Origin of the sequence: Pseudomonas sp. BF-R-26 (assembly GCF_019947395.1) — a bacterium.
Classification (GTDB): Bacteria; Pseudomonadota; Gammaproteobacteria; order Pseudomonadales; family Pseudomonadaceae; genus Aquipseudomonas; species Aquipseudomonas farris.
Window position 1 is genome coordinate 282,745 of sequence record NZ_JAGYGK010000004.1, and the last position, 22,010, is coordinate 304,754.

General features: G+C 60.9%; 18 protein-coding genes. 15 read left to right on the forward strand and 3 right to left on the reverse strand.

Features of this window, described 5'->3' with window-relative positions; all coding sequences use genetic code 11:
- The first annotated feature begins 21 nt into the window (after positions 1-21).
- From KGB18_RS07260 to KGB18_RS07270, 3 genes are all read left to right on the forward strand, one after another.
- Positions 22-1,722, forward strand: a complete 1,701-nt coding sequence (locus KGB18_RS07260; RefSeq protein WP_123722817.1) for a polyurethanase — start codon at positions 22-24, stop codon at positions 1,720-1,722.
- 97 nt (positions 1,723-1,819) lie between these two features.
- Positions 1,820-3,673 carry a polyurethanase gene (locus KGB18_RS07265; RefSeq protein ID WP_123722816.1) on the forward strand — a complete coding sequence of 618 codons (1,854 nt, stop codon included), beginning with the start codon at positions 1,820-1,822 and terminating at the stop codon, positions 3,671-3,673.
- Positions 3,674-3,945: 272 nt separating this feature from the next.
- Positions 3,946-4,320, forward strand: a complete 375-nt coding sequence (locus KGB18_RS07270) for a hypothetical protein (RefSeq protein WP_223569604.1) — start codon at positions 3,946-3,948, stop codon at positions 4,318-4,320.
- A 231-nt stretch (positions 4,321-4,551) separates the two neighbouring features.
- On the opposite strand, the gene KGB18_RS07275 is transcribed toward KGB18_RS07270, so the two are convergent.
- Positions 4,552-5,478: a 2-hydroxyacid dehydrogenase gene (locus KGB18_RS07275; protein WP_223569652.1), complete on the reverse strand. Its 927-nt coding sequence runs from the start codon at positions 5,476-5,478 to the stop codon at positions 4,552-4,554.
- Positions 5,479-5,750: 272 nt separating this feature from the next.
- Between KGB18_RS07275 and gabT the strand changes: the two genes are divergently transcribed.
- The 6 genes from gabT (at position 5,751) to KGB18_RS07305 (ending at position 12,315) form a co-directional block, all read left to right on the forward strand.
- Entirely contained in the window at positions 5,751-7,043 is a 1,293-nt protein-coding gene (gabT, locus tag KGB18_RS07280) for a 4-aminobutyrate--2-oxoglutarate transaminase (RefSeq protein WP_123722814.1), read from the forward strand.
- 95 nt (positions 7,044-7,138) lie between these two features.
- Positions 7,139-7,795: a 2-haloalkanoic acid dehalogenase gene (locus KGB18_RS07285; RefSeq protein WP_123722813.1), complete on the forward strand. Its 657-nt coding sequence runs from the start codon at positions 7,139-7,141 to the stop codon at positions 7,793-7,795.
- Positions 7,796-7,840: 45 nt separating this feature from the next.
- A complete protein-coding gene (locus KGB18_RS07290) occupies positions 7,841-8,329 on the forward strand; it encodes an Lrp/AsnC family transcriptional regulator (protein WP_008055821.1) in 489 nt (162 codons plus the stop codon).
- Between the two features lie 509 nt (positions 8,330-8,838).
- Entirely contained in the window at positions 8,839-9,612 is a 774-nt protein-coding gene (locus KGB18_RS07295) for a DUF4198 domain-containing protein (RefSeq protein WP_223569605.1), read from the forward strand.
- A 39-nt stretch (positions 9,613-9,651) separates the two neighbouring features.
- Entirely contained in the window at positions 9,652-10,857 is a 1,206-nt protein-coding gene (locus KGB18_RS07300; protein WP_223569606.1) for a DUF1624 domain-containing protein, read from the forward strand.
- A 114-nt stretch (positions 10,858-10,971) separates the two neighbouring features.
- On the forward strand, positions 10,972-12,315 hold the full coding sequence (locus tag KGB18_RS07305; RefSeq protein WP_223569607.1) for an OprD family porin: 1,344 nt from the start codon (positions 10,972-10,974) through the stop codon (positions 12,313-12,315).
- Between the two features lie 205 nt (positions 12,316-12,520).
- Here KGB18_RS07305 and KGB18_RS07310 read toward each other — a convergent pair whose 3' ends face one another.
- Together KGB18_RS07310 and KGB18_RS07315 are read right to left on the reverse strand one after the other, a co-directional pair.
- Complete coding sequence (locus tag KGB18_RS07310; RefSeq protein ID WP_223569608.1) at positions 12,521-13,234, reverse strand: cupin domain-containing protein; 714 nt, start codon at positions 13,232-13,234, stop codon at positions 12,521-12,523.
- 69 nt (positions 13,235-13,303) lie between these two features.
- A complete protein-coding gene (locus KGB18_RS07315) occupies positions 13,304-14,161 on the reverse strand; it encodes a GNAT family N-acetyltransferase (protein ID WP_123722808.1) in 858 nt (285 codons plus the stop codon).
- Positions 14,162-14,401: 240 nt separating this feature from the next.
- Here KGB18_RS07315 and KGB18_RS07320 point away from each other — a divergent pair, with 240 nt between their 5' ends.
- The 6 genes from KGB18_RS07320 (at position 14,402) to KGB18_RS07345 (ending at position 22,009) form a co-directional block, all read left to right on the forward strand.
- On the forward strand, positions 14,402-15,874 hold the full coding sequence (locus KGB18_RS07320) for an aldehyde dehydrogenase family protein (RefSeq protein WP_123722807.1): 1,473 nt from the start codon (positions 14,402-14,404) through the stop codon (positions 15,872-15,874).
- A 538-nt stretch (positions 15,875-16,412) separates the two neighbouring features.
- Positions 16,413-17,081, forward strand: a complete 669-nt coding sequence (locus KGB18_RS07325; RefSeq protein WP_123359468.1) for a haloacid dehalogenase type II — start codon at positions 16,413-16,415, stop codon at positions 17,079-17,081.
- A gap of 45 nt (positions 17,082-17,126) precedes the next feature.
- Positions 17,127-18,401, forward strand: coding sequence for an NAD(P)/FAD-dependent oxidoreductase (locus KGB18_RS07330; RefSeq protein ID WP_223569609.1), 1,275 nt, complete (start codon positions 17,127-17,129; stop codon positions 18,399-18,401).
- A gap of 94 nt (positions 18,402-18,495) precedes the next feature.
- Entirely contained in the window at positions 18,496-20,133 is a 1,638-nt protein-coding gene (locus KGB18_RS07335; protein ID WP_201060413.1) for an ABC transporter substrate-binding protein, read from the forward strand.
- Between the two features lie 47 nt (positions 20,134-20,180).
- A complete protein-coding gene (locus KGB18_RS07340; protein ID WP_123359465.1) occupies positions 20,181-21,137 on the forward strand; it encodes an ABC transporter permease in 957 nt (318 codons plus the stop codon).
- A complete protein-coding gene (locus tag KGB18_RS07345; protein WP_123359464.1) occupies positions 21,134-22,009 on the forward strand; it encodes an ABC transporter permease in 876 nt (291 codons plus the stop codon). Before KGB18_RS07340 ends, KGB18_RS07345 begins: the two co-directional genes overlap by 4 nt.
- The last annotated feature ends 1 nt before the right edge of the window (position 22,010 follow it).

Sequence of the window (22,010 nt, forward strand, 5' to 3'; positions counted from 1 at the left end):
TGACGCTAAGGAAGCAAGAACATGGGACTGTTTGATTACAAAAATGCCGGCAGTGAGGCCGGCAAGGCGCTGTACTCCGACGCGATCGCGCTGACGCTCTACGCGTACACACCGACCGGCCAGCCACTGCCGGCGACCGCTTGGGCGCCGATTGGCGCGGCAGCGTTGGGCTATCAGGGCAAGGTCGGGGCCCAAGGCACCTTCTATGGCGAGAAGGACGGCTTCACCAGCGCCGAAGCCGAAGTGCTCGGTAAATACGACGGGGCAGGGAAGCTGATCGGCATCGGTATCGCCTTCCGTGGCACCGGTGGCCTGGGCTACAGCGACACTTTCGGCGACATGAAAAACAATCTGCTGGCCGCGGTCGGCCCGGTGGATTACGCGACGAACTACGCGAAAAACGCCTTCGACACTTTGCTCAAGGACGTCGCCGCGTTTGCCATCGCCCACGGCTTGAGTGCCAAGGACGTATTGGTCAGCGGGCATAGCCTTGGCGGGTTAGGGGTCAACAGCCTGGCAGAGTTGAGCGGGAACAATTGGGATGGTTTCTTCAAGGACGCCAACTATGTTGCGTTCGCCTCGCCGACCCAAAGCGCCACCGGCAACAATGTGCTGAACATCGGCTATGAGAATGATCCGGTGTTTCGAGTGCTCGACGGCACCACCTTCAGCAGTGGCTCGCTGGGCAAGCACGACGGACATCAGGATTCGGCGACCAATAACATCGTCAACTTCAATGACCAATACGCCTCCACCGCGCAGAACCTGGTGCCATTCAGCATTCTCAACCCGCTGAACTGGTCGGCCCACGGTTCGTTGGGCTATGCCGACGGCTTGAACCGGGTGATCGACTCGCGCTTCTACGACCTTACCGACAAGGACTCGACGCTGATCGTGTCCAACCTGTCGGAATCGTCCCGAGGCAGCACCTGGATCGAGGACCTTGGCCGCAGCGGCGAGCCGCATACCGGCAGCACGTTCATCATCGGCACCGACAGCAATGACTTGCTCAAGGGCGGCGCGGGCAATGACTTCATCGAAGGCCGTGACGGTAATGACCGGTTCCGCGATGACGGAGGCTACAACCTGCTGCTGGGTGGCAAGGGCAGCAACACCTTCGAGCTGCAGAAGCCGTTGCAGAACTTCAGCTTTGCCAATGACGGCGACGGCACGCTGTATGTGCGCGACGCCTACGGCGGCATCAGCATGACCCGTGATATCGGCGCGCTGGTGAGCAAGGAATCGGGGTCGTGGTGGGGCAGCAAGGACATCACCTACAACGTCACCGCCAATGGCTTGCTCAATGGCAGTGAACTGACCCACTACAACCACTCGCTCAACGGCGATGGCTATGGCAACACGCTGGTGGCCAGTGTCGACGGTGACTGGCTGTTCGGCAACGCCGGCGACGATCTGCTGCGCAGCGACAAAAGCCACGTGACCTTCGTCGGTGGCGCGGGCAATGACGTGATGCATGCCTCGGGGAGCGGCAACAACACTTTCCTGTTCAGCGGCGCCTTCGGCTTCGACGCGATCAATGGCTACCAGGGCAGCGACAAACTGGTGTTCATGGGCGTCCAGGGCGCGGGGCAGGGCTATGACTACGCGCAGCACGCGACCCAGGCCGGCAACGACACTGTGCTCAAGATTGGCGATTACGCCGTAACGCTGGTGGGCGTGGGTCTGGATAATCTCTCGGCTTCGGGAATTACGTTTGCGTAAAAGCTGCATGCACTAGAGGCTCCGGGGCGTCTCGTGATTGAGGCGTCCTGGCTGTGAGCTATCTCTGACAATTCCAACAAAGAGAGAGGCAATACCAATGGGTGTGTATGACTACAAAAACTTCGGCACAGCAGACTCCAAGGCGTTGTTCAGCGACGCCATGGCGATCACGCTGTATTCCTATCACAACCTCGACAACGGTTTCGCCACCGGTTATCAGCAAAACGGCTTCGGCCTGGGCTTGCCGGCAACCCTGGTCACCGCACTGATTGGCGGCACCGATTCTCAAGGCGTCATTCCCGGCATTCCCTGGAACCCCGATTCGGAGAAGGCTGCTCTCGAAGCTGTGCAAAAAGCCGGCTGGACGCCGATCACCGCCGCGCAACTGGGCTATGACGGCAAGACCGACGCTCGCGGAACCTTCTTCGGCGAGAAGGCCGGTTACACCAGCGCTCAAGTGGAGATCCTCGGCAAGTACGACGCCCAGGGACATCTCACCGAAATCGGCATCGCTTTTCGCGGCACCAGCGGCCCGCGAGAAATCCAGATCGGCGACTCCATCGGTGACGTGATCAACGATTTGCTTGCGGCCTTGGGTCCCAAGGATTATGCGAAAAACTATGTGGGCGAAGCCTTCGGCAATCTGCTCAGTGACGTTGCGGCATTTGCCCAGGTCAATGGGCTGTCGGGCAAGGACGTGCTGGTCAGCGGCCACAGCCTCGGTGGCCTGGCGGTCAATAGCCTGGCGGACTTGAGCAGCGAAAAATGGTCCGGGTTCTACCAGGACTCCAACTACATCGCCTACGCCTCGCCGACGCAAAGCAGCAGCGACAAAGTGCTGAACATCGGTTATGAAAACGACCCGGTATTCCGCGCCCTTGATGGCTCGTCATTCAACCTGTCCTCGGTTGGCGTGCACGATGCCGCCAAGGATTCGACGACCGATAACATCGTCAGCTTCAACGACCACTACGCCTCGACGGCGTGGAACGTGCTGCCGTATTCCATCCTCAACATCCCCACCTGGATTTCACACTTGCCCACCGGTTACGGCGACGGCATGACCCGGGTGCTGGAGTCGCAGTTCTACGACCTGACCAGCAAAGATTCGACCATCATCGTCGCCAACCTCTCGGACCCGGCGCGCAGCAACACGTGGGTCCAGGACTTGAACCGCAACGCCGAAACCCACAAAGGCAGCACCTTCATCATCGGCAGCGACGGTAATGACCTGATCCAGGGCGGCAAGGGCAACGACTACCTGGAAGGGCGCGACGGTAACGACACCTTCCGCGATGGCGGTGGCTACAACATTCTGTTGGGCGGCAAGGGCAGCAACGTGCTGGACCTGCAGCAGTCGGTGAAGAACTTCGTCTTTGCCAATGACGGTGCCGGCAACCTGTACGTACGCGACGCCAATGGCGGCATCAGCATTACTCGCGACATCGGCAGCATCGTTACCAAGGAGCCAGGTTTTCTCTGGGGTGTGTTCAAGGATGACGTGACTCACAGCGTCACCGCCAATGGCCTTGCGGTCGGTAGCAATCTGACTCAGTACGCTTCAAGCGTGAAGGGCACGACCGGCGCCGACACCCTCAACGCTCACGCAACGGGCGACTGGTTGTTTGGTCTCGATGGCAACGACCATTTGATTGGCAGTATTGGCAACGACGTGTTTGTCGGCGGGGCGGGTAATGACCTGATGGAGTCGGGCGGCGGGGTCGACACGTTCCTGTTCAGCGGTGCGTTTGGCCAGGACCGTGTGGTGGGTTATCAAGCCAACGACAAACTGGTTTTTTTCGGGGTTCAGGGGGTTGCGCCGAACGACGACTTCCGCGCCCATGCCACGGCGGTGGGGCAGGATACGCTGCTGACGTTTGGCAGCGATTCGGTGACCCTGGTGGGTGTCGGGCTGGACAGTTTGGCCAGTGGGGGAATTGTGATCGCCTGAGTTTAGCGGGGCGCCTGTCAGGGCCCTATCGCGGGCAAGCCCGCTCCCACAGTGGTTGGTGATGTTCACAAAATCTGTGTCCGCATCAAATCCCTGTGGGAGCGGGCTTGCCCGCGATGAACGATAACGCGGTAATTCAGTGACTCACCATTCACTCCCGGACTCCAATACCTGCACCAACAGGAACTGGCACTAAACCATCAGCCCATCCACGCGTTATCCCTATGACGCCGGTGCTGCATGCCGCCATTGAGTACAGGAGATTTTGCAACGTGAGTAACAGCAAGAGGTACACCTTCGGTTTGGCGCTGGCCTTGTTATCGGCAACCGCCGCCGCAGAACTGCCTCAAAGCTCGATTCTGACCCGTTACGGGGTCACCTCCGATCAACTGCCAAAACCGGCCGCGATCGAAACCACCAAACCCACCACGCCCGTCGAAGAGAAAAGCCGCTTTCAGGTCCAACCGGAACAGCCTTGGGTGACAGTGCGCCTGGGCGACGGCAAACAACCGGAGAAGACCGGCAATATCAGCATCGATCGTTCGATGCAGCAGGAACGGGAGCGTTGCCAGCGCATGCAGGAACGACTGATGCTCAAAGGAGGGCAATCCTTCTCCTGCGATAACAATATTCTGGGAACTCACTGAGCATAACGGGTGACCCTGAGCATAATGCCGGTTAGTTAAGCCGTAATGCGATCTGTAGCAGCTGCCGAAGGCTGCGTTCGGCTGCGCAGCAGTCGTAAATCCGGCTGATGCGATTTGCCTGATACACCGCAAGTTCGGGTTTGACGACTGCTGCGCAGCCGAACGCAGCCTCGCAGGCTCGACAGCTGCTACAAAGAGTGCGTCGTGGCTTAACTAACCGGCATTAGGCGATCAATAACCCTGCGCACGATCGATCTGACCGAGCATCGGATCCCCCCGTTGATGCCGGCGAATGTTCTCCAGCAACACCCCAAAGGCGCTTTCTGGCTGGGTCATCGCCGCGATGTGCGGTGTCAGCAGAATCTGCGGGTGGTGCCAGAACGGATGATCTACCGGTGCCGGTTCCTGCTGCAGCACATCAAGGACCGCGCCGCTCAAATGCCCGCTGTCCAATGCCTCAAGCAAATCACCTTCCACCAGATGCCCGCCACGGCCCATGTTGATCAGCGCCGCGCCACGGGGCAGTTGTTCAAACAACCTGCGATCAAGAATGCCCTGGGTCTGTTCGGTCAACGGCAATACACACAACAAAATGTCGCACTGGCTGAGGAACGCTGGCAGCTGCTGGTTGCCGGCATAGCAATCGACTCGCGGAATTTGATGGGCACTGCGCGCCCAGCCTGATAAGGCAAAACCCAGCGGTTGCAAGGTCGCCAGAATCTGCTGCGCCTGAGCGCCAAGCCCCATGATGCCGACCCGACGCCTGGCCGCCGGTTGCAGCAAGTGCGCTTGCCAGCAGCGGGCCAATTGTTGCTGGCGATAGCGCAGCATGTCCCGGTGCAGGCTGAGCACGGCAAAAGTGGCGTATTCGCACATGCCACGGGTGATGCCGGGATCCAGCAGGCGCACCACCGGCAAGCTCGTCGGCAGGCGATTGAGGTCGAGTTGATCGACGCCGGCGGACAAGGCAAACAGCACTTGCAGATTGGGCAGTACAACCTCGAGATCGTCGGGTGCCTGCCACGCGGCCAGGTACTGAATGTCCTTTGGGTCGCCGATGTCCGGCCACGCGCGCCATTCGATATCCGGGGCGTGTTCGGCGAACAGCGCTTTCCACTGTTCGCCGCGCACAGGGTCAGCTTTATACAGCAGGGCCATGGGCATTTCCTGATAGGTGAAGATGCTGCCCATCATCGCGCAACGCCAGCGCAGGATCTGTCGAAAGCAGCGGGTTTAACGCGTTGAGTAACGTTGTATCGGCCATGCACCGGCAGATTCGGCCGGCTAAAGGAATCTGCCGTTTGGCGGGGTGAAAACAGTCGATCCGAATTTCTCAGGGGGCAAGTTCGGCGTAGTTCGTTTCGCGCAAGCCTTAACCTGAACACCATCGCAACCACTTCCCGGTTGCCGGACTCACGATGGGAAATGCCATGAATAGCAAAGTCGACGAAACCCCTCATTTGCTCCGTCAGCGCGATCAATTCGTGCCACGTGGCCTGGTTACCGCACATCCGTTGGTGATCGATCGGGCCCAAGGCTCAGAATTGTGGGACGTGGACGGCAAGCGCTACCTGGACTTTGTCGGCGGTATCGGTGTGCTAAACATCGGTCACAATCACCCGAAGGTGGTCGCGGCGGTGCAGGCGCAGCTGCAAAAAATCTCCCACGCCTGTTTCCAGGTGGTGGCCTACAAGCCTTATCTCGATCTGGCTCAGCGCCTGTGCGAAATGATCGGCGGCCAGGAATCCTATAAAGCCGCGTTCTTCACCTCCGGCGCCGAAGCCGTGGAAAACGCGGTGAAGATTGCCCGCGCCCACACCAACCGCTCGGCGGTGATCGCCTTTCGCGGCGGGTTCCACGGCCGGACCTTGCTCGGCACCACGCTGACCGGCATGAGCCAGCCCTATAAGCAGAACTTCGGGCCGTTCGCGCCGGAGGTCTTCCACACTCCGTATCCGAATGCCTATCGCGGTGTCACCAGCGACATGGCGCTCAAGGCGCTGGACGAATTATTGGCCACTCAAGTAGCGCCTGAGCGAGTCGCGGCAATCATCATCGAGCCGGTGCAGGGCGATGGCGGTTTTCTCTCGGCACCGACAGAGTTTCTCCAGGCCCTGCGTGCCCTGACTGAAAAACACGGCATCGTGCTGATCCTTGATGAAATCCAGACCGGTTTCGGTCGCACCGGCAAATGGTTCGGCTTCCAGCACGCCGGCATTCAGCCGGACCTGGTCACTGTCGCCAAAAGCCTGGCCGGTGGTTTGCCGCTGTCCGGTGTGGTCGGCAAGGCCGAGATCATGGACGCGCCGTTACCCGGCGGCCTCGGTGGCACTTACGGCGGTAACGCGCTGTCGTGCGCGGCGGCGCTGGCGGTGATCGAGGCTTATGAGCAAGAGCAGTTGCTGGCGCGCGGTGATGCTTTGGGCGAACGTCTGCGTCAGGGCTTGTTGCGCTTGCAGGCTCGTTACCCGCGCATCGGCGACGTGCGCGGCAGCGGCTTCATGCTGGCGATCGAGCTGATCAAGGATGACGACGCGCGCACCCCCGATGCCGACCTGAACCAACGGCTGATCGACGAAGCCCGGGCCGGTGGCCTGCTGGTGATCAAGTGCGGCGTGTACCGCAACGTGCTGCGCTTCCTCGCGCCGCTGGTGACCACCGAAGCGCAGGTCGACGAAGCGCTGCAGATTCTCGACGCGGCGCTGGCACGAGTCTTGAACTGAGCTCACGCCTGCTCGGGGCGGTGCCACATGGCATCGCCCGTGAGCATTTATGGAGCATGGATTGATGGAATGCATCATCGGAGGCTTTACACACCATGGGGCTGACTGATTATCGAGCGTTGTTGATCGATTGCGATGAGGTCCTGGTGGATCGCGATTCCGGGGTCTGGACGGCGTTGCAGCCGCTGCTCGACAGCCGTGGCGGTCACCCGGACAAAACACAGGTGCTGGCCGAATTCAGCGAGGTGGTGCATGCGCTGTACCCGCGCTTCGGCGAACTGGGTTTCAGCGGCTTGCTGTGTTTCGCCCACCGTCAGTTGGCCGAGCGCTGGGGGCTGAAGGCCAGTTGGGAGGAGGGCATGAGTTTTGCCCGCTCGGTGGCGGGTTGGTCGTTGTTCGAAGACGCACCCGGCGCGATGCTGTACCTGCGCAAGTTCTATCGGCTGCTGGTGCACGGCGATCGCGATGCCGAGGATCGCGGCCTATTGTGCGAGCGCCTGGGGATCATGCCCGAGGATTTTATTTCACTGGCCAGTGATCCCCTGCGGGATCACGATTGGCTGGCGGCCAATGAGCTTGACGCCAAAACCATCCTCCAGGTGACCCGGCCTTCCGCCCGGCAGCAGGGCGCGGGCGCTGTCTGTCTGATCTGTCGCGGCCGGGGCAAACACCCGACGCCGTGCGCCGCGGATTACTGCATCAACAGCATGGCGGATCTGGTGGCTCAGCATCAGCTGTCTTTACGGCGCTGATTTTGCTAGAAGATTGTCTTACAAACGGCAGTCAAGAGGTACGCAATGGAAGGTTTAGTAAAACTGGACCGGATCGACATCAGCATCTTGGTTGAGCTGCAAAAGGATGGGCGCATGACCAACGTCAGCCTGGCCGATGCCGTGGGCCTGTCGGCCAGCCCCTGCCTGCAACGGGTCAAACGGCTTGAGTCGGCCGGGTATATCTCCAGCTACAAGGCTCACCTGAACCTGGCCAAGATCACCGACTCGGTCACGGTGTTCACCGAAATCACCTTGAGCGACCACAAGCGCGAAGACTTCGCCAAGTTCGAATCCAATATCCGTCTGGTCGATGAAGTGCTCGAATGCCACCTGATCAGTGGCGGCTACGATTACCTGGTGCGTTTCATGACCCGTAGCATCCAGCATTATCAGGAAGTGATCGAAAGCCTGCTGGACAAGAACATCGGCATCTCCAAGTACTTCAGCTACATCGTCATCAAATCACCCGTGCTCAAGGACGGCGTGCCGCTGCGCAAATTACTGCGTCACTGAAACTCCCTCCGCATATACACCATTCCCTTGCAACCTGCCGCGCCTGTAAAAAAGGCGCGAGACGGGCTGTTGCCGATCTGCGGCGCACCCCCTGTAGCAGCTGCCGAGCCTGCGAGGCTGCGTTCGGCTGCGCAGCAGTCGTAAAATCAGGCACCGCGGTCCGTCAGGCACACCGTGCATTCAGGATTCACGACTGCTTCGCAGTCGAACGCAGCCTCGCAGGCTCGGCAGCTGCTACACGCCGCGGCATTACGCGCGATGGGCTGCTCTGGGAATGCACCCCGATTGGACATCGGCCCCGCCAAACCTCTCAACACGCTTCATGCTGGCGCAGGCCGCATAAATAGCTGTTTACGCCACAAAAACAGTCTTCATTTGCGTTATGAGCGATGAATTCGGAGCGAAGCACAAAATAGCCTGCGTTGTAATGCGTTCAGAGAGAGGGGCCGATCGTTGCGGGGTTGCGACGATCCGTTGAACAACACCAATCGGAGCGCAAAAAAATGCGAATGAGCCACGCAAAAAAAGCACTGTTGGGTTACGGCGTCTTCATGCTGGCGAGCAGCAGCGAAGCGCATCAAATCTGGTACGAGCAGCCACCGGGGCAACCCCTGACGTTGTACTACGGGGAATATGACAAGAACATGCTGGAAGTCACACCGGGCGGGATGGACCGGTTCCGGCAACTCAAGGGGTGGTCGATCAGCAACAAGTCTCAACCGTTGAGCCTGACCTTGCAGCGCCAGGCATTTGCTGTGGCGCATCAAACCAAGGCGGATGACACGCTGCTGGCCGAGGACACGCATTACCCGATCTTCGACCTTCACGACGGCGATAAAACGCAAAAGGCTTACTGGACGCCCGCCACCCGTTGGGTTGGTGACTTGCGCGCCCGAACGCCGGAACTGACGCTGGATATCGTGCCCACCGGTGTCGCCGATGCCGGCAAGGCGCAGTTCCAGGTGTTCTATGCGCACAAGCCCTTGGCCGATCAAGACGTGGTGCTGGAAACCGGTTCCGGCGAAGTGTTTACCCGGCGCACCGATGCGACCGGCAAGGTCAGTTTCGAGCTGCCTTGGCAGGGCATCTATGTGGTGGCCGTCGAATACAAGGACCACACCGCCGGCGAGCGCATCGACCCTCAGGGCCAGGCCGAACCCTTTGACGTGAAGAGCTTCAGTTCGACGCTGTCGTTCTATCGAAAGGAAGGTCAGGTACCCTTGCCGCGGGCGCCGTCGCAGCTGCCGGCATCGGAAGTTGCCAGGCTGAAGAAACAGGGCTGAGCCAGCGGTAGTCCACTGACCACGACATGAGTGACTGATATGACCCTATCCACAAGCGTGGCAGGGCAGGCGGGAAGTGTTTCCCCTGCGCTTGCCTCCAGCGCTGCAAAAACCAACACCCGGATGCTCGCCATCGATGCCCTGCGCGGCTTCGTCATGCTCTGCATGCTCGTCGACCATGTGCGGGAAACCTTTTTGCTGCACCGCCAGGTGACCGACCCGATCGACGCCTTGAGCGTGACCCCGGACCTGTTCTTCACCCGACTGCTGAGCACCATCTGCGCCCCGGTGTTCATCTTCCTCACCGGTTTGTCGGCCTGGCTCTACAGCCAGAAACACACGGCCAATGAGACATCGGTATTCCTGCTCAAGCGCGGGCTGTTCCTGGTGCTTCTGGAACTCACGTTCGTGTGCTTTGCCTGGAACGCCGAGTTCCCGCCCAAGACGTTGTGGCTGCAAGTGATCTGGTGCATCGGCATCTGCATGATCGTGCTTGCCGGGTTGCTGCACTTCAAGCGCGGTTGGTTGATCGTGCTCGGGGTAGCGATTGTCGCCGGGCACAACCTGCTCGACGGCGTGACCGTGGGGCCGGATTCGCCGTTCTACGTGCCGTGGTCGATCCTGCATCAGCGGGTGTTCATCGACATCACAGAGTTCACCCGGGCTCGCACCACATATCCGGTGTTGCCGTGGATCGGGGTGATTCTGCTGGGCTGGGCCATCGGGCCATGGTTCGGTAAGGACATGGAAGCGGCCGAGCGGATTTCCCGTTTGCTGAAAGTCGGTGTCGGCCTGCTGGTGGCGTTCGTGTTCATTCGTTACCTGAACGTCTACGGCGAGAAGCCTTGGGTGCAGACCGGTGATTCCCTGCGCACGTTCATGAGCTTCATGAGCGCGAAAAAATACCCGCCATCGCTGATGTTCCTGATGCCGACCCTCGGCCTGGGGCTGATCCTTTTGGCGTTGTTCGAGAAGGCCCAGGATCGCTGGTCCACCGCGACTCTGGCGATCTACGGCGGTGCGCCGATGTTCTTCTATTTGCTGCACCTGTACGTGCTCAAGGCCATGTACCTGGTGTCCGTTGCGATCTGGGGCGCCAATCAGGGCACCTATTATGGTTTCGATAACCTGCCCATGGTCTGGCTGTGGAGCGTGATCCTCGGGGTGTTGCTGTTCTTCCCGACGCGCTGGTTCGCCAACCTCAAACAGCGCCGTCGCGACATCGCGATTCTCAAATACCTCTGATTTACAGGCGTTGATTTACAGACGCTGATTCCCAGAGTTGCCCCTCGGTGTCCCCCATTCGGCGGGACACCTTACAGACCCGCTATGCACGACTGATTTTCCAGGAGTCAAACTGTGAAGACGTTGACCACGCACGCCCTGCTTTTGGCCTTGGGAGGGCAAAGCCTGCTCGCTCAAGCATCGGAACAAGACAATGCCAAAGGTTTTTTAGAGGACGGCCAATGGAACCTGCTCAATCGCAGCGTCTATGACCGTCGCGATTATGAACACGGCTCGCTCAGCAATGGCGCGCGCAATGCCTATAAACCCAGGGCCCAGCGCAGTGATCTGGCGGAGGAATGGGCTTATGGTCTGATGGCCGATGTGGCCTCGGGTTTCACCACCGGCACCGTAGGCTTTGGGCTGGACGCACACCTGTATTCCGGCTGGCAACTTGACAGCGGAGGCGGGCGTGCCGGCAAGGCCCGACTGCTGGGCGTCGACAACGAAGGTCACCCCAAAGACGAGTTCAGCCGAGGCGGCGCGGTGGCCAAGCTGCGTTTCTCCTCCACCGAATTACGTTACGGCGAGCAGCGAGTGAAAACCCCGGTGTTCGGCTCTTCCGACAGTCGCTTATTGCCCGAGACCGCCACCGGTTGGCTGTTGACCAGCCGCGAACTGCCCGGCACCACGTTGTATGGCGGGCACTTCAACGAGAGTACCGACCGTAACGCCACCAGCCATGACCAAGGCTTCGTGGTCAATTACTCCAACGGCAAACAAGGCAACAGTTTCGACTTGATCGGTGCGCGCAACACCTCGATCAAAGGGCTCAACGCCAGCCTGTTCAGCGCGGTGTACGACGATACCTGGCGTCAGCACTATTTGGGCGCGGTCTACACGCAGCCGTTGGCCGAAGGCCAGGACCTGATCTTCGACCTCAATCTGTATCGAACCCAGGACACCGGCAAAGCCTTGTCCGGCCGTATCGACAACACCACCTGGAGTTTTCTCTCCACCTACAAGGTCGGCTCCCACAGCTTCGGCCTGGGTTATCAAAAGGTCGACGGCGACACGCCCTATGACTACGTGACCCGCGGTGCGATCTACCTGAGCAACGCGGTGGCGCTGTCCGACTTTAACGCACCCGAAGAAGCGTCCTGGCAAGCCCGCTACGATCTGAACATGGCCGGCTACGGCATACCCGGACTGACCGTCGGCGCACTGTATGTGCGCGGCAGCGGCATCGATGGCACTCACATGGACCCGAACGGCGGTTACAAATGGTTGGGCTACGGGCAGGGCGGCAAACATTGGGAGCGTGATCTGCAAGCCAAGTACGTAGTGCAGTCGGGACCGGCGAAAAACCTCGGATTCACCCTGCGGCATGCGGTCCATCGGGGGAATTCGGCGCAGGCCGAGCTGGATGCCAATCAGATTCGTCTGGCGATTGAATACCCGTTGGGTGGGAAGTTCTGAGGCGCACACCTTGTAGCAGCTGCCGAGCCTGCGAGGCTGCGTTCGGCTGCGAAGCAGTCGTAGAAATAAGCACTGCGGTCCGTCAGGCACACTGTGCATGTAGGGTTTGCGACGGCTTCGCCGCCGAACGCAGCCTCGCGGGCTCGGCAGCTGCTACAGGGTTAGCGCCATCGGCGACAGTTGCACTGTTTCAAAAAGATTTGAGCTATTTAACCGCATAAACCTTGCGCACATACTTCGCACTGCTCCAGGCGCACGGTGCGCCTTGCGGTACAAACACGGTGTCGCCGGGGTTGACGGTTACGCTGGTTCCATCCGGTGCCTGCAAGGTCACGCTGCCTTCGAGCAGGTGCATCAGCTCGTTGAGTTTGTGCGCCCGGCCATGGCGGGTGTACGGCGTCGAATCCCAGACACCGACGCGCAGATCAGTGGCGTCATCTTCGAAGGCATTGCGGGAGCGGCACTGCGGCGTAGGCCCGATCAGTATTTGCGGTTCCGGGGCCGTCGAAGGGGACAGCATCGCCAACGGGTCGAGGGCTGTCAGCCCCGGCGTCGCTTCGGCAGTGGGGCTGCTGACGGTGCAGAAGGCCCAGCAAGTGCCGGGTTGCGGCTGAACTCGCAGTGCCGTACCGCGACCGATCACGGCGCTGGCACCGACCCCCAGTTCCAGCGTCTGTTCCCGGGATTGCAGCACGACATGCCCAGCGTGGACCACGATCACTTCGGTGTGCGGAAAGTCATCGATATCGAGGGTTTCGCCTGTATGAACGATGCCCGCCGATACGCCGTCGGGCCCGGTGTAGGCGACCTGACGACCGTCCATGAACGGATCGATGGAGCTCAAGGGGGCTGCTTTGAAAGGCGTAGAGATACGGCTGCCGTCGGCGCGAGCCAACAGCAGAACGGTAGGTTGAGACATACGGGTGACGCTCCCTGCAAATGGGGGATAGAAGGTGTTGGATGGCGCTTGCTTCATCGCGCGCCGGGGTCAACCAATGGCTTGGGTGACGAGGGCAAATTGGCGGACGCCGTTGACCGCTTGCGGCGGTGTGCCGAGAGCCATTTGTGCCACCGTGTCGACCTGTTTGAGGCCGGCCAGCTCCAGCCATTCGCCCAAGCCACTGTCCGCCGGAATGTCGATCCGCACGAAGGCGTCCGGCACCTGGGCCAACAACATGGCGATCAGGTGTTTGGCCTGCTCGGGGGTTTCAGCGATGACCGGGCCGAGGCAACGACCACGACCGAAAGGGCGCAGCAGGGCGAAGGCACGCAATTGACCGTCGCGCTCGATGCCCACCGAATGCTCGACCACTCCGAACAGATCCGTAAGCACCGCTTGGCGGTCCAGCCCGCTGCCGGCGTTGGCCAGTTCCAATTGACGAGCCTGATCAGCCGCGCGCAGTGGACGACATTCTTCACCGTCCGCCAGTGCTTCCAGCGCGGGTGCTTGCGCCTGGCCTTGATGCTGCTGAACCCGGCCGAATTCGACAAAACCCTGGCTGGCGTAAAGCGGTGCGCCGGCGAGGGTGGCATTGAGCATCGGCGTGCATGAGTGGCAAGCCTCCAGCGCGTATTCCATCAATCGACGACCAATCCCCTTGCCCTGATAGTCGTCACTGACGATCACCAGGCCGATGGTGGCGAACTTGCCTTGCGGGCAAGTGAATGCGCTGCCGATTAATCGTTCGCCATCGAGCACCACGAAACCTTCGCTGACCCGCTGCAACATCGCCCAGTCTTCCTGGCGGTGGGGCCACTTCAACTGCACGGACAAGGCATGGGCCGAAGGAATATCGGCGGCGGTCATCGGCCGATAGACATAAGTGGAAGGTTGCGAGGCGGACATGGCGAGTCTCCGTTTTCAGTGTGCGCGATCAACCGGTTTTCCGGCGCTAGGGTGCCTGTATCCCATCTGCGTGAAGGCCTGACAAGGGGGCCTGGAAGATTCGGCAGATTCCTCACGTCGCAGGCCTGCAGACCACACTTACTACTTAATTGCCCCATAAGGTCGGCAGCAAATGCTTGGGCTTTTTTTCTACGATGGAAGCCTGAGTTCACGCCTCACCGTCCCTTTTTGGAGTGCTCCATGGATAGCTTCGATCCTCGCCTTATCGCTGTGCGCAGCGCTCACTTTATTGCCGGTCAATACCGCGATGCCCGACCGGGACTGGAGGTGGTTCGCCCTTCGGACGGCCAGGCCTATGCCCAGTTGCCGATCGCCGATGCCGACCTGGTGGATGAGGCGGTCAATGATGCCTGGCAGGCTTTTAATCACAGCGACTGGGCCAGTCGTCCACCCCGGGAACGGGCGCGTGTCATGCGCCGCTGGGCCGATCTGATCGAAGCCGATGCCACCATCCTGGCGCCGCTGGAAGCGGTGGGTTCGACCCGCCCGCATAAAGATGTGATCGCTTGGGATATTCCTTACGTGGCGGAAGGCATTCGTTTTTTTGCCGAACTGGCGGACAAGCACGGCGGCCATGTCGCGGCTACCCAGACTGATCGATTGGGCATGCAGATCGCCGAACCGTACGGTGTGATCGCGGCCATTGCGCCGTGGAATTTCCCGTTGAGCATGGCCTCCTGGAAAGTCGCTCCAGCACTGGCCGCCGGTAATGCCGTGGTGCTCAAGCCGTCGGAGCTGACGCCGTTCTCCAGCCTGCGCTTCGCCGAGCTGGCGGTGCAGGCGGGTATTCCAGCAGGGATTTTCAACGTGGTGCAGGGTGATGGCCGCGTCACCGGCGATGCCTTGTGCCGTCATCCTCGGGTGGGTAAGGTGACCTTCACCGGGTCCACGGCGACCGGGTCGAGCATCATGTCCACCTGCGCGCTGGTGGGGCCGAAACCGGTGACGCTGGAGCTGGGCGGCAAGAGCCCGCAGCTGGTGTTCGCCGACGTGCCGGACATCGCGAAAACCGCGCGCACCGTGGCACTGGCCATTACCGGTAACGCCGGGCAGGTGTGCGTGTCCGGTTCGCGGCTGTTGATTGAGCGCTCGATCATGGAGCCGTTCATTGCGCACTTGCAGGCGTATTTCGAAGAGCTGCGGCCAGGGCCGACCTGGTCTTCCGAGAGCACGCTGTCGCCGATCATTTCCCGGCTGCAGGCCAGCCGCATCGACGGCATCGTCCAGCGCTCGCGCCAGGCCGGGGCCGAGGTGTTGACTGGCGGTGGCTTGTTCGAAGGGCTGGGCGGGGCTTATTACCAACCGACCTTGCTGGCGGGTCTGGACAACCACAACCCGGCAATTTGCGAAGAGATCTTCGGCCCGGTGCTGACGGTGCAGACGTTCGATGATGAAGAGCAGGCATTGAGCCTGGCCGCACACGCCACCTACGGCCTGGCGGCGGGGGTGCACACCGCTGACATCAATCGTGCGTTGCGGCTGGTCCGGCGTCTGGAGGCGGGCACGGTGTGGGTCAACCGTTACGGACGCAGCAACGACTACATCCTGCCGACCGGCGGATACAAACGCTCCGGCATCGGCAAGGACCTGGGGCGCGAAGCGTTCGAAGCCAACTTGCGCTTCAAGAGCGTGCTGATCGATATCGTGCAATAACGCCTGACACATAACCCTGTGGTGAGGCGGCCTGTGGCGAGGGAGCTTGCTCCCGTTGGGCCGCGCAGCGGCCCCAAAACCATTCACCGCAATCCTTCAGGTAAAACGCGTCAGCCGGTTTTGCGACTGCTTCGCAGCTGAACGGGAGCAAGCTCCCTCGCCACAGGGATCCGCTGACCGTTGATCGTCGACAGGTTTCAAATCGCACCCAAACGGGCGCTTCCTCACCGAAGCGCCCGTTTTCGTTCCGCCCGGCGCAGGTTCTGCCGTGAATGCGGGCGTTTTTGAGCCTCGCGCGGCCATCAAGGTCCATAAAAGCGCACAAATACGGGGTTTGCCCAAGGCTGGAGCGAGCCGCAAAGTCTGCTGAGGGGGGTGGCTAAAACGGTGGTTTGTATCAAGCAGAGGTCGCTTTTAACGCCATCTGCTGGTTTCACGGTGTTGTAATGACGGTGTGCTGCAGCGTTGCATCGCCGCTCTCGAAACGCAGCGAATGCCTGTCGCGCCATGACCTCAACGAACTTCAGGACCGCACTCAATGAGCTTTCTTCGCCCCAAATTCATTACGTTCGACTGCTACGGTACGCTGACCAATTTCCACATGGGCACGATGACTCGCGAACTGTTCGCCGATCGCGTGGTACCCGAGCAGATGGATCAGTTCGTCAAGGATTTCTCCGCCTATCGTCTGGATCAAGTGATGGGTGACTGGATGCCATATGACGAAATCCTCAAGACCTCACTGGCGCGAGTCTGTAAGCGTTGGGGCATCGAATACCGTGACGAAGGTCAGCTGTATTACGACGCCGTGCCGACCTGGGGCCCGCACCCGGACGTACCGGCCGGCCTGTCGAAAATCGCCGACAAGATTCCTCTGGTGATTTTCTCCAACGCCAGCGACAGCCAGATCATGTCCAACGTCGACAAACTCGGCGCGCCGTTTCACAAGGTTTTCACCGCCGAACAGGCCCAGGCCTACAAGCCGCGTCTGGCCGCATTCGAGTTCATGCTCGACAACCTCAACTGCGGCCCGGAAGACATCTTGCATGTGTCTTCGAGTTTCCGTTACGACCTGATGCCGGCCCACGACATGAAGATCAAGAACAAGGCCTTTGTCGCCCGCGGTCACGAGGTTCCGGGCAATGCGTTCTACGGCTACCAGCAGATCACCGACATCGGTGGGCTGGCGGCGCTGGTCGGTCTCTGAGTCGAACGGTAACGGCATTCTTCATTTGGCATAGGCGGGTTAGACATGGGCAGTGAATCCTACTGGCTCGACACCGCACCGGCGTTTACCGGTGCTCAGCTCGGTGCATTGCCCGGGCAAGTTGACGTGGCCGTCGTCGGTGGTGGTTTCACCGGCCTGGCGGCGGCGCGGGCATTGGCGCTGAAGGGCGCCAGTGTGGTGGTGCTGGAAGCCGGAAGGGTGATCGGCGAAGCCTCCGGGCGCAACGGCGGCCAGTGCAATACCGGCGTTGCCCAGGACTACGCCGGGCTGAGCGCCAGCCTCGGTGCCGACAAGGCCCGCGCTTATTACCAGGCCTATGAAAGCGCGGTGCAGAGCGTGGTGTCGCTGGTGGAGCAGGAGCAGATCGCCTGCGACCTCAAGCGCAACGGCAAGCTCAAGCTGGCGGCCAAACCGATGCACTACGAAGGCCTGGCGCGTACCTGCGAATTGATTCGCCAGGAAGTCGATGCCGAGGTCGAGTTGCTGACCGCCGAACAGACCCGCGCTGAAGTGAATTCCGCTCAGTTCCACGGCGGCTTGCTGCAACGCAACGGCGTGCAGATGCACGTCGGGCGTTTCGGCGTCGGGCTGGCCGAGGCCGCGGCACGTCACGGTGCGCTGATCCATCAAGGCACGTCAGTGACGGACTGGAAAGCCCAGGCCGGCGGCTATCGGGTCAATACCAGCAAGGGTTCGCTGCACGCCGGGCAAGTATTGCTGGCGACCGGCGCCTGCCAGCACGGCGGCTTGGGCTGGTATCGGCGGCGGATTGTGCCGGTCGGCAGTTTCGTGATCGCCACTGAGGTGTTGCCACAGGTCCTGATCGATCAGCTGCTGCCCGGTCGGCGCGCCTATGTCACCAGCCGCATGATCGGTAACTACTTTCGCCTGACCCCGGACAACCGCTTGCTGTTCGGCGGGCGTGCGCGGTTTGCGATGTCCGACAGCGTGTCCGACGCCAAGAGCGGCAAGGTGCTGCAAGCGGCGATGGTGCAGATGTTCCCGCAGTTGGCCAACGTCAAGATCGATTACTGCTGGGGCGGACTGGTGGACATGACCTCCGACCGTTTGCCTCGCGCCGGTCAGCACGGCGGCGTTTATCACTCCATGGGCTACAGCGGCCATGGCGTACAGATGTCGGTGCACATGGGCCAGGTCATGGCCGAGGTGATGGCCGGCAAGGTCGAGGCCAACCCTTGGCGCGAACTCGACTGGCCGGCGATTCCCGGGCATTTCGGCAAGCCGTGGTTCCTGCCGTTCGTGGGCGCTTATTACCGTTTCCAGGACTATTTGCATTGAGTTGATGTTGTGGCGTCACCGTCGTTTGCGTTTCCAGGACGCCCCGGATATCCGTGGGCACTCGAGCCTCATTTTTTCGACAGGTACAACTGATATGACTGACAACAAAATCGACTCGACACTGATTTCCGGCCAGGAAAGCCTGCGGGTATTCGAAGGCCTCAATCGCGGCATGTCGCGCCGCAACGCCTTGCAGATGCTGGGTGTGGCAGGTGTCGCCGCAGCGGGGGCCGGTAGCCTGTTCGGCGCCGCCGGCAAATTGTTCGCCGAAGAAGCGGCGACCCCGGGCAAAGGCAAGCCGGGCGGGCGGATTCGCGTCGCCGGCATGTCCAGCTCCACCGCCGATACCCTGGACCCGGCCAAGGGCGCGCTGTCCACCGACTACGTGCGCCACTTCATGTTCTACAACGGTCTGACCCGTTTCGACAGCCACCTGGTGCCGCAACTGGAACTGGCCGAGCGCATCGACAACACCGACGCGACGCTGTGGATCATCACCCTGCGCAAGGACGTGACCTTCCACAACGGCAAAACCCTGAGCGCCGCCGACGTGGTGTACTCGCTGTCGCGCCACAAGGACCCGTTGACCGGTTCCAAGGTCATGCCACTGATGGCGCAGTTCGAGGAGATCAAGGCCACCGGCACCCACGAAGTGCAGATCCGCCTGAGTGCGCCGAACGCCGAACTGCCGTCGATCCTCGCCGTGTCGCACCTGATGATCGTTCCCGAAGGCACCACCGACTTCAATCAGGGCATCGGCACCGGGCCGTTCAAGGTCAAGGAATTCAAACCGGGCGTGCGCTCGATTGCCGCGCGCAACACCGGCTACTGGAAACCGGGCCTGCCGTACCTGGACGAGATCGAGTTCATCGCGATTGGCGACGAACCGTCACGGATCAATGCGTTGCTGTCGGGCGACGTGCACATCATCAACGAGGTCAACCCGCGCTCGACCACGCGGATCAAGGCCAGCACCACCCACCGCGTCGTCGATGCACCGTCGGGCAACTACACGGACCTGATCATCCGTCAGGACCAGATGCCGGGTAAAAGTGCGGAATTCACTCAGGCCATGAAGTACCTGCTGGACCGTGAGCAGGTCAAATCCGCGGTGTTCCGTGGCTTTGCCGTGGTCGGTAACGACCATCCGATTTCCCCCGGTTCGCGCTATTACAACGCCGACCTGCCGCAGCGGGTCTACGACCCGGAAAAAGCCAAATTCCTGCTGAAGAAGGCCGGCATGGAAAGTATCAGCATGCCGCTGATGTGCTCACCGGCCGCGACCGGTTCGGTGGACATCGCCGTGCTGCTACAGCAATCGGCGAAACAGGCCGGGCTCAAACTCGACGTCAACCGCCTGCCCAGCGATGGCTACTGGTCCAACCACTGGATGAAGCACCCGCTGAGCTTCGGCAACATCAACCCACGGCCGAACGCCGACGTGATGTTCTCGCAGTTCTTCCAGTCGAGCGCGCCCTGGAACGAGTCGGGCTGGAAGAACGATCAGTTCGACCAATTGCTGATGCTCGCCCGCGGAGAAACCGACGACGCCAAGCGCAGCAAGATGTACGCCGACATGCAGGCCCTGGTGCACGACCACAGCGGCATCGGCGTGCCGGTGTTCATCAGCAACATCGATGGCGTCGACCAGCGCATCAAAGGCTACGGCAGCAACCCGTTGGGCGGTTTCATGGGCTACATGTTTGCCGAGCAGATCTGGCTGGATGCTTGATCGGCCGCACACGCGTGTAAGCGGGGATATTGCATGAGGGTAGGGCGATGAATAGCAACACACTATGGTTGATCGGCCGGCGCCTGGGCGCGGCGGTCGTGACCTTGTTGATCGTGTCCATGGTGGTTTTCGCCATCACGGCGGTACTGCCGGGGGACGCGGCGCAACAGGCTCTCGGGCAATTCGCCACGCCGGAACAGGTGGCGGCCTTGCGCCTGAAACTGGGGTTGGATCAACCCGGTGTGGTGCGTTACCTGCATTGGTTGATGAACCTGCTCAGCGGTGACATGGGGCAGTCGGTGTCCAACGCCATGCCGGTCAGCGACTTGATGGCCGGGCGGGTGCCCAACACGTTGATGCTGGCGGCCGTCACGGCGCTGGTGTCGGTGCCGGTGGCGCTGATCCTCGGCATCGGTTCGGCCATGGGCCGGGGCGGGCGCATCGACAGCTTCCTCAGCTTTGTCACCCTGGCCCTGGTCGCGGTGCCGGAGTTTCTGGTGGCGACCCTGGCGGTGCTGATCTTTGCGGTGAACCTGGGCTGGCTGTCGGCGTTGTCCTATGCCAGCGACATCACCTCACCGCTGCAATTTCTGCGCACCTACGCCTTGCCGGTGATGACGCTGTGCTGCGTGATTGTCGCGCAAATGGCGCGCATGACCCGGGCGGCGGTGATCGATCAACTCGACAGTGCCTATGTGGAAATGGCCCGGCTCAAAGGCGTGAGCCCGATGCGAATCGTCCTGCGTCATGCCTTGCCCAACGCCATCGGGCCGATTGCCAATGCCATCGCCCTGAGCCTGTCCTACCTGCTGGGCGGGGTGGTGATCGTCGAGACCATCTTCAACTACCCCGGCATCGCGAGCCTGATGGTCGATGCGGTGACCAACCGCGACATGGCGCTGGTTCAGGCCTGCACCATGCTGTTTTGTACGGCGTACCTGGGGTTGGTGCTGATTGCCGACCTGTGCGCGATTCTTTCCAATCCGAGGCTGAGAAACCAATGAACGATCTCATTGCGAAATCGGCGCCTGCCGGCCCCGAACTGGCGCTGGGCAAGGTCTCCCATGGGCCGTCGTGGCTCGGTCTGGTTGGCGCTGCGATGTGTGTGATCTGGTTGCTGGTGGCCATCTTCGGTCCGTGGCTGGCGCCGCACCCGGTGGGCGAAGTGATCTCCGACAACGTCTTCGACAGCCTCAGCGCGGCTTACCCGTTGGGCACTGATTACCTGGGCCGCGACATGCTCAGCCGCATCCTCGTCGGCGCGCGGTTCACCGTTGGCCTGGCGTTGATTTCGGCAGTGCTGGCCAGCACGCTGGGCACCGGATGTGCGTTGCTGTCGGTGGTCTCGCCGAAGTGGCTGGACGAGGTGATCAGCCGGTTGATGGATGCCTTTATTTCCATTCCGAGCAAGATGCTGGCGCTGATCATGGTCTCGGCTTTCGGCTCCTCGGTGCTGTTGCTGATCTGCACCGCGGTGCTGAGTTTCACCCCCGGTGCATTCCGCATCGCCCGCAGCATGGCGGTGAATATCGAAGCGTTGGAATACGTGCAAGTGGCCCGCACCCGTGGCGAGCGTCGGCTGTACATCGCGTGTGTGGAAATCCTGCCGAACATGCTTAACCCGGTGTTGACGGATCTGGGGTTGCGCTTCGGTTTCATCGTGCTGCTGCTCAGTGGCATGAGCTTCCTCGGCCTGGGTGTGCAACCACCGGATGCAGACCTTGGCTCGCTGGTACGGGAAAACATCGGCGGTCTCAATCAGGGCGCGCCAGCCATCGTGATTCCGGCGCTGGCCATCGGCACTCTGACCATCGGCGTGAATCTGTTCATCGACCGACTGTCGTCACGGCGTAGTCGACGTGCGGGAGGTCATTGAA